This is a genomic window from Acidimicrobiales bacterium, from assembly GCA_022452145.1.
Classification (GTDB): Bacteria; Actinomycetota; Acidimicrobiia; order Acidimicrobiales; family MedAcidi-G1; genus UBA9410.
The window spans coordinates 16,322-29,002 of sequence record JAKURY010000003.1 but is presented as its reverse complement, the minus strand read 5'-3'; the positions used below and the strand labels follow the sequence as shown (position 1 = coordinate 29,002).

The following is a 12,681-nucleotide window of genomic DNA, read 5'->3' as shown; positions in this document are numbered from 1 at the left end:
GCCGCCCGGCCCACCCTCGGATACAACGGCACCGGCTCAGGCCCGACCCTGACGCTCGTGGCGGCGCATGTGCACGCTCTGCACGAGCCCGACCGAGACGAACGTGGTCAGCAGCGAGGAGCCACCGTAGCTGACAAGAGGGAACGGAATCCCGGTGATCGGCATGATTCCGGTGGACATCCCGACGCTCTGGAAGACCTGGAACAGGAGCATCGAGAACACCCCGGCGGAGACGAGCAACCCGAACCGGTCGTCAGCCATCTGCCCGATGCGCCATACCCGGAACAGGAGCAGGCCCACCAGCCCGAGGAGCACGGCGCCTCCCACGAAGCCGGTCTCCTCGGCCACGACGGTGAAGATGAAGTCGGTCTGCTGTTCCGGCACCAGCGCCGAGTTGTTCTGTGTGCCCTGGAACAGGCCCCTGCCCGTGAGGCCCCCGTTGCCGATGGCCACCTGTGCCTGCTCGAGGTTGTAGCTGGCCGTGGTCTCCGCGTCGTCGTCGACGAACACCAGGAGGCGACGCACCTGGTACTCCTCCAGGACGTCGGATTCCAGGACCCCCACCAGGCCGGTCACCAGGAGCAGGCCGAGGATGAACAGGTGACGGCCCTTCACCCCGGCGACCAGCACCATGCCGGCCGCTATCGCCCCGTACACCAAGACGGTGCCCAGGTCGGGCTGGAGGATGATCAGCCCGACCGGACCTGCCGTCAGGAGCACGGCGACTGCGACCCGGGGACCCGACGGCTCCTCGGTACGACCCAGCCAGGTGGCCAGCGCCAGGATGAGGACGACCTTGCCCATCTCCGAGGGTTGGAACTGGAGCCCGCCCACCTGGAACCACGCCCTGGCCCCCTTCACCTCGATCCCCGTCGCGAGAACCGCTCCGAGCAGGCCGAGCATGCCGACGTACACCAGGGGCACGAAGCGGTGGAGGCGCCGGTGTCCGTACCAGCCGGCCACCACCATGGCCACCAGCCCGAGTGCCACCAGCCGGGCCTGCCGACCCAGGTAGAACGTCTCGGCAGGCCGGAGGTCGGTGGCCGGTCCGCGGGTGGCCGAGTAGACCATGACCACCCCTATGAGGGCTACGGCCAGGGTGAGCAGCGGGAGGACCAGGTCCACGTGCCGGAGCACCCGGGGGCGGTCATAGTCGGGCCGGCGGAAGTCGACCATCAGCCGTCCGCCTCGGCCAGTCCACGGTCCTCGAAGACGGCCAGCACCTCGTCGATGAGGTCCGCGCAGTCCACGCGGATTCCCCGCACCCTCACGGTTCCCGAGGCATCCAGTACCGGTCCACCCGTCTCGGCCGAGGACGGATCCGCCGCATCGAGGCGGTCCAGCGTGTCGCCCGACCGCCACTCGTACCAGACGAGGCAGAGGGGCAATGCCGTCGAGCGGGCATACCGGACGGCGGCCAGCGGCGCTTCGGGCACCGTGCCCTCGAAGACCGGCTTTAGGATCCTGGCGACCAGCGGGGCGGCCATCCTGCTGCCGAAGCCCGCCTCCTCCAGGACGGCCACGATGGCGTGCGTGGGCTCCTCCACCGGGCCGAAGGCCGCGAACAGCGACGTGTCGGCCTTCCCGCTGACCTCGGCCGTACCGGTCTTTCCCGCCACCGGGTACCGCCCCAGCGGGAAGTACGTACCGCCGGTGGCCAGCGAGTTGAACGCCTCGTAGGCGGTGCCCTCCTCGTCTGCCGTAACGCCTGAGAGCCCGTCGAGTACCCGCCAGCGGAAGCCGGGGTCGATGTCCAACTCGGATATGGCCCGTGGCCCGAACTCCCGGACCACCGAGCCGTCCCGGGCCACCACCCGGGTCACGACGTTCGGGGCGTGGCGGACACCGCCGTTGGCGAGAGTGGCGAAGGCGTTGGCCAATTGCAGCGGCGTAACCAGCACCTCGCCCTGGCCGATGGCCGTGATGACGTTGTCGCCGGTGGACCACCCCCACTCGGGGAAGGCCACCGGATTCTCCTCGTGGCGCTGCCTCCTGTTGGCCGGGGTGGGCAGATAGCCGTCCTGCTCGAACGGCAGGGTGATGCCGCTTTCCAAGCCCAGCCCGTAGGAGGCCGCCGCATCCTGGATGGCCGTGTCGAGGTGGTCGGGATTGATGTAGATCGACTCGGCGATCCGGTAGTAGTAGACGTCGCTGGAGACGGTGAGGCTCCGGATCAGGTCCACGTCGTCGTAGGGCTTCTCGCCGGCGTTGCGGTAGCGACAACCGGGGGGTGGGTCGCGGGGGTCCACGTCGCCGCAACCCCGGAGGATGTATGCACCGGGGTCATCCCAGAGTTCGTCGGCTCGCGGAATCGCACCTACACCGAATACGCCCTCGTGCCAGGCGGCATGTGCGGTGAAGAGTTTGAACGTGGAGCCGGGGGCGTACTCGCCCTGGATCGCACGGTTGAACATCGGCAGGTCGTTGGCTGGATCGTTCAGATCCGCCCACTGCTCCGGGGCGAACCCTCCGATGGACAGGTTGGGGTCGTAGGACGGGAAGGAGGCCATCGCCAGCACGTCACCCACCCTCGGGTCCAGGAGCACCACCGCACCACCCGGTGCTCCGAAGGCGGGCAGAAGCTGGCCGGGACGATCGGGATCGGCTTCGGGCTCACGGGTGCGGGCCAGGTGGATCGACCGTTCCAGCTCCCGCTCCACCAGGTACTGCACGTCGACGTCGATCGACAGGACCACGTCGTCGCCGGGAATCGGCACCACGTAGAGGTCCTCGCGCTCCCGGACGATCTCGCCCAGGCGGTCCACCTCCACCACCTTGCGGCCCGCCACGCCCCGAAGGTCGTCCTCGAACATCAGCTCCACGCCGGCCTTCCCGATCTGGTCGCGCAGCCGGTACTCCTTGCCCGTCGGGGGTCGGCGAATCCGCAGCTCCCTGTCGTTTATGGAGCCCACCCAACCCAGGACGTGGGTGGCCAGGTCGCCGTAGAGATACGACCGCACCGTGGCCTCTTCCACACGGACTCCTGGAAAGCGGTCGGGTCGCTCCCCGAAGAACACCATGAGGTCCTCGCCGACGTCATGGGCCACCGGGACGTCGTCGTAGCGGCCGTACGAGGGATCCTCCAGCGCCCGCTCCACGTCGACGACCTTCACCAGCTGGCCGGACCGGTTGATCTCGATCGCGATCTCGGTGAGCATGTCGCGGAGGTCCTCGTCTCCCAGGTCGGCCTCCCCCAGCTCGTAGCGGTTCATGGTGAGCACGGTGGTCAGGCGGTTTCCGACCAGCGTCCTCCCCGCGACGTCGAGGATCCGCCCTCTGGGTGCCGGTACGGATACGACCCGGGTGATGTTGCTCCGTGCGGTGACCACCGCCTTCTCGCTGACCATGACCTGCAGGTACCAGAGGCGTGCCCCGAGGGCGGCGAACATAGACAACCCGACGATTGCCAGGAGTCGCATGCGATAGCGGCTGGCCTCGTTCACCCCCGCGACTCCGCTCCGCCGCCACGGAGGTCCACGTCGACCGGAAGGCCAGCCGTCACCGCCCACCGCACCGCCCAACTGGTCAGTGGCGCCACGGCCACGGACATCACGGCGGCCAGCGCGGCTGTACGGACCAGCCTCGGACCATCCACGTCGTGTAGGCCGAACAGGCCTCCGGCGAGCACGGAGGCCAGCACGCCTGCGGCCACAGCGACGGCCAGGCCGACGCCCAGGAACGGGCGGGTGGAGCGGGCCAGGCGTACTTCGAGATGGCTGGTCGCCACGGCGAGGGGGGCGTACACGAGGGCGTGCAGGCCCATCGGGGTTGCGGTCAGCGAGTCGTGCAGGAGCCCAGCGCAGAAGGCGATGACCGCTCCCCGCTCCGGTCCGCCGTGGTAGCCGGCCAGGACCGACACCAGCAGCATGAACTCGACCGACACCCCAGCCACCCGGAACTCCTCGAATACCGTCACCTGTGCCGTCGCCGCGGTCAGGAGGATCACCGCGACCCGGAAGCGGCCGGTCACACTGCCCTCACCGCTGTCACCGCTGCCCCCGCGGACCGACCTCGGCGAGTCTCGGGTCGAGCACCACGTTCAGGAAGCTGAGGTGTTCGAGCGACGCAGCGGGCTCGACGATGATCTCGCGGTCCAGGTCGGCCGTCGAATCGGGGTCCAGGACCCGACCGACCGGGATGTCGGCGGGGAACCGGCTCCGGCCACCGGAGGTCACCACCACCTCCCCGGCCTCGACCACGACATCCAGCCTGACGCCGGCGTCGATTACCAGGTAGCCGGTGGCACCACCGCCACGGGCCAGCCCCTCGTCCTGGGACCCTACGAGGCGGACCCCGACGCGGAAGCCCGGATGGGTGGCCAGCTGCACGATGGACCGCGACCGGTCCACCACCTCGAGGCGGCCGACGAGACCGGCACCGGTGACCACCGCCATTCCCTCGGACAGGCCGTCATCGCTGCCCTTGTCAACCTCGATGGTGTGGCTGGAGAAGTTTCCCGGTGGCGTGCCGAGGATACGTACCACGACGGTGTCCAGCGTGGTGTAGTCGATGTCCACCTCGCCCATGAGTCGCTCAAGCAACTCCCTGTCGGCCTCAGACGTCAGGCGCCGCCCACGCATGCGGGCCAACTCTGTCGCCAGGCGCTCGTTCCGGTCCCGGAGGTCGTCGTAGTCGAACAGACCGTGCCATGCGGTTCGCACCGGCCGGGCAGCCCCTTCGGAGATCGACCGGACAGGATCCAGGAGGTCGCGCATGCCCTGCTGGAACGCATTCAGCGGCTCGACTCCCCGGAACTGGAGGGTGAGCAGTGTCAGGGCGGCAGCGATCAGAAGCAGGAGCGTCGGACGGGAACGCCCCGTGGGCCTTGGGGCCGCCATCGGTCACTCCCCGTCGTCGCCGAAGATCATCTCCCCGTAGCTGGAGAATTCCTCCAGGACCAGACCCGCCCCCATGACGACGGACCCGAGCGGGTCGGCGACCACCCGGGTCGGCATGCCGGTCTCGGCGCGGATCCGGTCCGGCAAGCCGATCAGGAGCGAACCTCCACCGACCAGATGGATTCCGTGGTCCAGGATGTCGGCGGCCAACTCGGGCGGCGTTCGGTCCAGGGTGACCTTCACGGTGTCGATGATGGCATCCACAGGCTCCTCCAGGGCATCGCGGATCTCCCGCGTCGAGAACTCCACCGACTCGGGCAGTCCCGTCCGGAGGCTCCTGCCGGTGACCGCGGCCCGGAACTCACGGGTCAACGGATGGGCGGAGCCGAGCCGGACCTTGATGGCCTCGGCGGTGCGATCACCAACGTCGACCCCCTTGTCCTTCTTGAGGAACTGCTTGATGGCATCGTCCATCTCGTCTCCACCGATCCGCGACGACTGGCTGGACACCACTCCGCCGAGGGAGAGCACCGCCACCTCGGTAGTTCCTCCACCCACATCAACCACCATGGAACCCGTGGGATCAGCGACCGGGAGGCCTGCACCGATCGCCGCCGCCATGGGCTCCTCGATGATGTACACGGGCGGGCGGGCTCCCGCGAACTCGGCAGCCTCCTGGACGGCCCTACGCTCCACGCCGGTGACACCGGACGGAACGCAGATGACCATGCGGGGCTTGGCCCAGCGACGGTTGTGGACCTGCTGGATGAAGTACCGGAGCATCTTCTCGCAGAGCTCGAAGTCGGCAATGACCCCGTTTCTGAGGGGCCGGACGGCCCGGATGTGGGGAGGTGTCCTCCCGATCATCCGCTTGGCCTCCTGGCCCACGGCCAGCAGCGCGCCGTCCAGGGCGTTCACTGCGACCACCGACGGCTCGTCCAGGACGATGCCCTCGCCGCGGACGAGGACCACCGTGTTAGCCGTTCCAAGGTCGACCGCCATGTCACGGCTTCCCAGAGCCGCCCGGCGGGGCGCCTGCCGGAGAGGCCGTCGAACTACGTCTTCGGCCATCGACCGGGTGCTCCGTCGGGTCTCGTGAGGAGGCCGGTGCGCCCCCACTTCCGCTGCAGAGAACGTAACGCGTTCGTCAGCTGAATGCCACTCTCGGCGCACGTCCCACCACGCTGAGCGGGCAGAGGCGGCGCTCAGGCCTGGAGGCCGGGAAAGAAGATCCCAATCTCACGATCCGCCGAAGCCTGCGAGTCCGAGCCGTGGACCAGGTTCTCGGTGAACAGCGTGCCGAGGTCGCCGCGGATGGTGCCCGGAGCGGCATCACGGGGGTTGGTGGTCCCCAACATCGAGCGGACCACGGCGAACGTCTCCTCCGGCCCCTCCAGCACCATCACCATGGCCGGCGACCGGGACATGAAGGCCACCAGGTCATCGTAGAAGCCCTTTCCCACGTGCTCCTCGTAGTGTCGGGCCAACGTGTCGCCGTCGAGGTGGCGCAGCTCGACGGCCACCACCTTCAGGCCCTTGCGCTCGAAGCGGCCGATGATCTCCCCGACGAGGCCGCGTTCGACGGCGTCGGGCTTGCAGATGACGAGGGTTCGATCCATGGCCGGCAGGCTACGACCGACCGGGCATCCGCGGACCCCGATCAGGAGTCGAACACGTCGTCATCCGGGATGTCCTCCTCGCCGAGGGCGGTACGGGCAGCCGACAGGACGTAGAAAGAGCCCGTCACCAGTATTAGGTCGGCTTCCTCGGCAGTCGCCACGGCCAGGCGCACCGCGTCCACGGCATCGGGCACCGTCTCGACCTCCATGCGGCGCTCACGGGCCAGCGCCGCCAGGTCCGCAGCAGGCACGGCCCGAGAAGACGGAGCCGTGCAGGCCACGACCAGGTCCGGACCCAGGGCCACCAACTCGTCGAAGAACTCCGCCGGTTCCCGTGGACCCAGCGTCCCCACGACCAGGATCCGACGACCGGTCGGAAACACAGTCGGGACCGCCGCCACCAGGGCCCGGGCCGCATCCTGGTTGTGGGCACCGTCCAGGACCACCAACGGCTCTGTGGCCACCACCTCGAGCCGCCCCGGCACCCGGACCGAAGCCAGGCCCTCGGCCACCACCTCGGTGCCCAGCGGTGCGTCCAGGAACGCCTCGGCAGCCATCAGGGCGAGGGCGGCGTTGTCGGCCTGGTGGTCGCCGTACATCGGCAGGTAGACCTCCTCGTGCCCTCCCGACGGGGTCCACAGCTCCAGGAGCTGCCCGCCGACTGCCTGCTCGACACCCCCGACGCCGAAGTCGGTCCCCTGGAGCAGCAGCGGGTCCGGCGACTCGGCGGCGAACACATCCAGGAGCTCGATCGAGGTCTCCCCCAGCACCAGTGGGCGCCCGGGACAGATGATCCCCGCCTTCTCGGACGACACGTCACGGCGCCAGTTCCCCGTACCGTCCGTGTGGTCCCGCCCTATGTTGGTGATGACCGAAACCGCCGAATCGACCACGTTGGTGGCGTCGTACCGACCCAGCAGCCCGACCTCCACCACCGCCGCATCGACCGCCTCGTTGCTGAACCAGAGGAGGGCGGCCGCCGTCAGCAACTCGAAGTAGGACGGCCTCGCGGGGGCCACCCCGGCGTAACGCTCGAGGTCGGCAACCAGCTCGGCGAACTCCTCCTCGCCTATCAGCCGGCCATCGACGGTGAGGCGCTCGCGCACGGTGTCCACGTGGGGGCTGGTGTAGCAGCCGACCCGGAGCCCAGCGGCCCCGAGGATGGCACCGACCATCGATGACACCGAGCCCTTGCCGTTGGTCCCTGTGACGTGGATGGCCCGGACGTCGTGCTGCGGATCCCCCATGGCCCCGACGAGACCCCGCATCGCATCGAGGCTGAGCCCGTGGATGCGGCCGGCCGAAGCCTCGAGGTTGACGAACCCGCCAAGGAACCGCAGGGCGCCCGCATAGTCGTCGACCTCCGGCCAACCGACGGGACCCGTCACAGCGGCCCCCTCATCGCACCCGGGTCAGGAGGCTGCGCGATCGGGACGATCGGCGCTTCGTGGGAACACGGTCGGCACAGTCTCGCCGAGCACCGCATCCAGGTCGACCACGACCCGGCCTACCTCGTCGGCGCCCGGCAGCTCGTACATGACGTCGAGGAGGACCTCCTCGAGGATGGCCCGAAGGCCCCGGGCACCGGTTCCACGCTCCAGGGCCTGGGTGGCTATCGACGAGAGCGCCTCGTCGGTCACCTCCAGCTCGATGTCCTCGAACTCGAAGAGCCGCTGGTACTGCTTCACCAGGGCGTTCCGGGGCTCAACCAGGATCTTGACCAGCGCCTCGACCTCCAACTGCGGGACCGAGCCGACCACCGGCAGGCGGCCGATGAACTCCGGGATGAGACCGAACTTGATGAGGTCCTCGGGTCGCACGTCGGCGAACAGGGCGCCCACGTCCTTCTCGGCAGCGGACCGGATGTCGGCACCGAAGCCCACACCAGAGCCACCGTGCCGGGACTCGATCACCCGCTCGAGTCCGGCGAACGCCCCGCCACAGATGAACAGGATGTTCGTGGTGTCGATCTGCAGGAACTCCTGGTGCGGGTGCTTGCGCCCACCCTGGGGGGGAACCGCCGCCGACGTGCCCTCCAGGATCTTCAGCAGAGCCTGCTGCACACCCTCTCCCGATACGTCCCGGGTGATCGACGGGTTCTCGCTCTTTCGTGCCACCTTGTCGATCTCGTCGATGTAGATGATCCCGGTCTCGGCCTTCTTGATGTCGTAGTCGGCGGCCTGGATCAACTTGAGGAGGATGTTCTCGACGTCCTCTCCCACGTAGCCGGCCTCGGTGAGTGCCGTGGCGTCGGCGATGGCGAACGGGACGTTCAACATCCGGGCGAGGGTCTGCGCCATCAGGGTCTTGCCGCAGCCCGTGGGGCCCAGCAGCAGGATGTTGGACTTGGCCAACTCGACGTCGGTACCCGGCCCCGATCCAGCCTGGATCCGCTTGTAGTGGTTGTAGACGGCGACCGAGAGGATCTTCTTGGCCTGGTCCTGACCGACGATGTAGTCGTCCAGGAATGCGTAGATCTCCCGGGGGCGTGGGAGGTCACCCAGCGAGGTCTCGGTGGGCTCGGAGAGCTCCTCCTCGATTATCTCGTTGCAGAGGTCGATGCACTCGTCGCAGATGTAGACGCCCGGTCCGGCGATGAGCTTCTTGACCTGCTTCTGGGTCTTGCCGCAGAAGGAGCACTTGAGGAGCTCGCTCTCGCCGAACTTCGCCACGCTGCTCCCCCGGGCCCCGTCGTCGTCCTACTTGACGACGGCGATCGGGCCGCTGTTGTCGACCAGGTCCCGCTGGTCGATGACCTCGTCGATGAAGCCGTACTCCTTGGCCTCCTCGGCAGTCATCACGTAGTCGCGATCGGTGTCGGCATGGATCTTCTCGACGTCCTGGCCGGTGTGGCGGGCAAGGATCTCCTCAAGCTGGGTCTTGAGCCGCTGGATCTCCCGCGATGCCAGCTCGATGTCGGACACCTGCCCCTCGGCCCCCGCATAGGGCTGGTGGATCAGCACCCGTGAGTGGGGAAGGGCCAGGCGCTTGCCCGGCGCTCCGGCGGCCAACAGCACGGCGGCGGCCGAAGCGGCCTGCCCGAAGCAGATCGTGGTGATGTCCGGCTTGACGTACTGCATCGTGTCGTAGATGGCGAACAGGGAGTTGATGTCGCCACCCGGCGAGTTGATGTAAAGGCTGATGTCCCGATCAGGGTTCTCGGACTCCAGGTGCAGCAACTGGGCGCAGATGAGGTTGGCGATCGTGTCATCGATCGGCGTGCCGATGAAGACGATGTTCTCCTTGAGCAGGCGGGAGTAGAGGTCGAACGCGCGCTCACCCCGGCTGGTCTGTTCGACCACCGTGGGAACGAGGTAGTTCTGCACCTTGAGTTCTGAGAGGGTCATCCAGCTCACTCTTCGTCGTCGTCGACCGATTCTGCGGCCGATCCATCAGTCTCCCCCACCCTGTCATCGGCGTTGGGGATGGCCTCCTCGTCGACTGGCAGCACGATCTCGGGCTCCGGCGGCTCCAGCAACGCCCGGTCGACCGGTGCGCCGTCCTCGTCGACCACCTCGGCACGCTCGAACACCCAGTCCAGGGCTGCCTGCTTGCGGAGGTCCGCCCTCACCTCGAGCATGCGACCAGACCTTGCGAGCGCCTCCCGGAGGCCGTCCACGTCGCCCCCGGTCTGGGACGCCAGCATCCCGAGGTACTCCTCCAGCGGCTCACCCACATCGTCAAGCCCTTCGGCGTCGGCGACGGCACGCAGTCCCAGGTCCACGCGGGCCGCCACCTCGGCGCCCTCCCGTAGCTCGTCGCGCAGCGATTCCATGTCGCGGCCCATGGCCTCGAGGTAGACGGCGAAGTCGATGCCCTGGGAGCGCATCCGCATGGCCATCTCGTTGATGCGGTCGTCGACCTCGGCCTCGACCAGGGACGGCGGGACCTGCATGTCAACCAGGTCAGCGACGGCCTGTGCGACCCGGTCGCGTGCCAGCATCGGGGCCTGTCCGCGCCGCATGCCCGAGATCTGCTCCCGGATATCGGCCGAGAGCTCGTCAATGGTGTCGAACTCCGACGCCACCGCCGCGAACGCGTCATCGGACTGGGGAAGCACCCGGGCCTGCACCTCGGAGACCTCAATCCGGAAGGAGATGGTGCCCTCCTCCTCGGGGTGGTCGGCATCGAACTCCAGGACGTCTCCGGCCGATGCCCCCCGCAGGTTCTCGTCGATCTCGGGAACCACGGCGCCTCCGCCAACCTCGTAGAGGTAGTCGGTGGTGGTCAGGCCCTCGACGGCCTCGCCCTCGAAGGTGCCGTCGATGTCGATGGTGACCTGGTCGCCGTCCTCGGCCGGTCGGTCCACCGCCTCCAGCGTCGAGTGCTGCCTGCGCAGCGCCTCCAACTGCTGCTCCACGTCAGCGTCAGCGGCCTCCGGCGACGGGATCTCGATGCGCAACGAGCCGTGCCCGGCGATGGTCGCCCGCGGCCGGATAGAGACCACAGCATCGAAGGTGAGATCGCCCTCCTCGTGCCCACCAGTGATCTCGATCTCAGGCGAGTCGATGGCGTCTACGTCGTGGTCGACCAGCGCACGACCGTAGTAGTCGGGAAGCGCCTGCTGGATCGCCTCCTGGCGTCCGGCGGCCACGCCGATGCGGGCCTCCAGGAGCTTGCGGGGGGCCTTTCCGGGTCGGAATCCGGGGAGGCGGACCTCCTTGGCGATCCGCCGGAAGGCCGCCTCCACAGCGACGTCGAACTCGGTCTCGGCGATGGCGACGGTCAGCCTGACCAGGTCGCCGTCCAGTCGTTCAAGGGTGGTCTCCACAGTCTCCGGAGTGTACCGGCGGCCCCCTGACGGCCACCCGGCGAAATGGCCCCGGGTCGGTCAGGCCAGGCGGTCCAGGATCATCCCGAGGTCGTCGGCCGTGGTCCTCGGGTTCACAATGCAAAACCGCAGTGCAGGGCTCCCATCGACCTGTGTGGGGAGGACCAGCCCGACTCCCTCGTCCATCAGCTGGGATGACCAGGTGTCGTAGTCGGCCTGGTCCCATCCGATCCTCCTGAATGCGAGCACGGAGAGCGTGGGGGGCATGACGAGCTCCAGGTGGGGGGCGGCATCAACCATCGCCGCTCCGGCCCGTGCCACCTCGAGGGTCACCTCCACGGACTCTGCGTAGGCCCGCGTGCCGTGGACGGCCAGCGAGAACCAGAACGGCAGGCCGCGGGCCCGACGGGACAGGAAGTGCCCGTAGTCGCTGGGATTCCACTCCGAGCCCGAGTTGATCGGATCCAGGTAGCTGGCGTGCTGTGTGTGGGCCAGCCGGGCCACCTCGGGCTGGCGGTAGAGCAGTGCGCAGCAGTCGAAGGGGGCGAAGAGCCACTTGTGGGGGTCGATCACCACGGAGTCGCATCGGTCGATCCCAGCGAAATGGGGGCGCGCCGACTCGGCGGCCAGCGCCGCACCCCCATAGGCCCCGTCCACGTGGAACCAGGCCCCATGCTCCGCTGCAGCCTCGGCCACCTCGTCGAGCGCATCCACCACGCCCAGGTTGGTGGTGCCGGCCGTGGCGACCACGGCAAAGACCTCGGTGCCCTCCGGCCGTGCCGCGATGGCGGCGCGCACCGCGTCCCCCCGGAGGCGACGGTCGTCGCCGGTGGTGGCCAGCAGGACGTCCACGTCCATGACCCTCGCCGCTGAGTCGATCGAGGAGTGGGCGCCATCCGAGGCCACGACCGACCACCTGGCCGGTCGACCCGAACCGTCCGCCTCGCGACGACGCATCGCCTGGTCACGACCCGCTATGAGCGCCGACAGGTTTCCCATGGTGCCACCGGAGGCGAAGCAGCCTCCGGCGCCCTCCGGGAGACCCACCAGGTCGGCGACCCAGCGGAGGACCTGGTTCTCGGCGTACACCGTGCCTGCCGCCTCCAACCAGGAGGTGGCGCACATCGAAGACGCCCCGACCACCAGGTCGAACAGGACCGAGGCATTCGTGGGAGCGCCCGGAACGAAGGACAGGAACCGACGATGGTCGGTCGACAGGCAGGCCGGCGCCAAGTGGTCGGCGAAGGCTGCTAGCACCGACTCTCCCCCGAGGCCCTCCTCGGTGATGGTCTGCCCGACCGCCTCCCAGAGTTCCTGGTGGGATCGGGGACCGTCCAGGGGCGGGTCCGTCCTCACCCGGTCAAGGGCATAGCGGAAGATGGCCCAAGCCAGGTCGTCGGTCGACTCGTCGAACTCGTGCATTCCCACGCCGGGGAGGCTATGTCCCCGCGGT

General features: G+C 68.6%; 11 protein-coding genes. All 11 read right to left on the bottom strand.

All coding sequences use genetic code 11. The features are described 5' to 3' along the window. Positions 1 to 36: 36 nt before the first annotated feature. The gene (gene rodA, locus MK177_01350; protein ID MCH2425959.1) at positions 37 to 1,176 is read right to left on the bottom strand and encodes a rod shape-determining protein RodA; all 1,140 of its coding nucleotides are present in this window, start codon (positions 1,174 to 1,176) and stop codon (positions 37 to 39) included. Further along, positions 1,176 to 3,443: a hypothetical protein gene (locus MK177_01345; GenBank protein MCH2425958.1), complete on the bottom strand. Its 2,268-nt coding sequence runs from the start codon at positions 3,441 to 3,443 to the stop codon at positions 1,176 to 1,178. The genes rodA and MK177_01345 overlap by 1 nt, the downstream gene beginning before the upstream one ends. Beyond that, positions 3,440 to 3,970, bottom strand: a complete 531-nt coding sequence (gene mreD / locus MK177_01340) for a rod shape-determining protein MreD (GenBank protein MCH2425957.1) — start codon at positions 3,968 to 3,970, stop codon at positions 3,440 to 3,442. The genes MK177_01345 and mreD overlap by 4 nt, the downstream gene beginning before the upstream one ends. 16 nt (positions 3,971 to 3,986) lie before the next feature. Beyond that, a complete protein-coding gene (locus MK177_01335) occupies positions 3,987 to 4,838 on the bottom strand; it encodes a rod shape-determining protein MreC (protein ID MCH2425956.1) in 852 nt (283 codons plus the stop codon). A gap of 3 nt (positions 4,839 to 4,841) precedes the next feature. Beyond that, positions 4,842 to 5,840: a rod shape-determining protein gene (locus MK177_01330; protein MCH2425955.1), complete on the bottom strand. Its 999-nt coding sequence runs from the start codon at positions 5,838 to 5,840 to the stop codon at positions 4,842 to 4,844. Between the two features lie 203 nt (positions 5,841 to 6,043). Then, positions 6,044 to 6,457, bottom strand: coding sequence for a nucleoside-diphosphate kinase (gene ndk / locus MK177_01325; protein ID MCH2425954.1), 414 nt, complete (start codon positions 6,455 to 6,457; stop codon positions 6,044 to 6,046). A 41-nt stretch (positions 6,458 to 6,498) separates the two neighbouring features. After that, a complete protein-coding gene (locus MK177_01320; GenBank protein ID MCH2425953.1) occupies positions 6,499 to 7,845 on the bottom strand; it encodes a hypothetical protein in 1,347 nt (448 codons plus the stop codon). A gap of 24 nt (positions 7,846 to 7,869) precedes the next feature. After that, complete coding sequence (gene clpX, locus MK177_01315; protein MCH2425952.1) at positions 7,870 to 9,129, bottom strand: ATP-dependent Clp protease ATP-binding subunit ClpX; 1,260 nt, start codon at positions 9,127 to 9,129, stop codon at positions 7,870 to 7,872. A gap of 27 nt (positions 9,130 to 9,156) precedes the next feature. Continuing rightward, positions 9,157 to 9,804 (bottom strand): ATP-dependent Clp protease proteolytic subunit, encoded by a 648-nt coding sequence (locus tag MK177_01310; protein MCH2425951.1) that lies wholly within the window; start codon positions 9,802 to 9,804, stop codon positions 9,157 to 9,159. A 5-nt stretch (positions 9,805 to 9,809) separates the two neighbouring features. Continuing rightward, a complete protein-coding gene (gene tig / locus MK177_01305) occupies positions 9,810 to 11,228 on the bottom strand; it encodes a trigger factor (protein ID MCH2425950.1) in 1,419 nt (472 codons plus the stop codon). Between the two features lie 60 nt (positions 11,229 to 11,288). Beyond that, positions 11,289 to 12,650 (bottom strand): pyridoxal-dependent decarboxylase, encoded by a 1,362-nt coding sequence (locus tag MK177_01300; GenBank protein MCH2425949.1) that lies wholly within the window; start codon positions 12,648 to 12,650, stop codon positions 11,289 to 11,291. Between the last annotated feature and the right edge of the window lie 31 nt (positions 12,651 to 12,681).

Coding starts and splice junctions, on each gene's coding strand:
- rodA (MCH2425959.1), bottom strand. CDS start 1,176: ATGGTCGACTTCCGCCGGCCCGACTATGACCGCCCCCGGGTGCTCCGG.
- MK177_01335 (MCH2425956.1), bottom strand. CDS start 4,838: ATGGCGGCCCCAAGGCCCACGGGGCGTTCCCGTCCGACGCTCCTGCTT.
- MK177_01330 (MCH2425955.1), bottom strand. CDS start 5,840: ATGGCGGTCGACCTTGGAACGGCTAACACGGTGGTCCTCGTCCGCGGC.
- ndk (MCH2425954.1), bottom strand. CDS start 6,457: ATGGATCGAACCCTCGTCATCTGCAAGCCCGACGCCGTCGAACGCGGC.
- MK177_01310 (MCH2425951.1), bottom strand. CDS start 9,804: ATGACCCTCTCAGAACTCAAGGTGCAGAACTACCTCGTTCCCACGGTG.
- MK177_01300 (MCH2425949.1), bottom strand. CDS start 12,650: ATGCACGAGTTCGACGAGTCGACCGACGACCTGGCTTGGGCCATCTTC.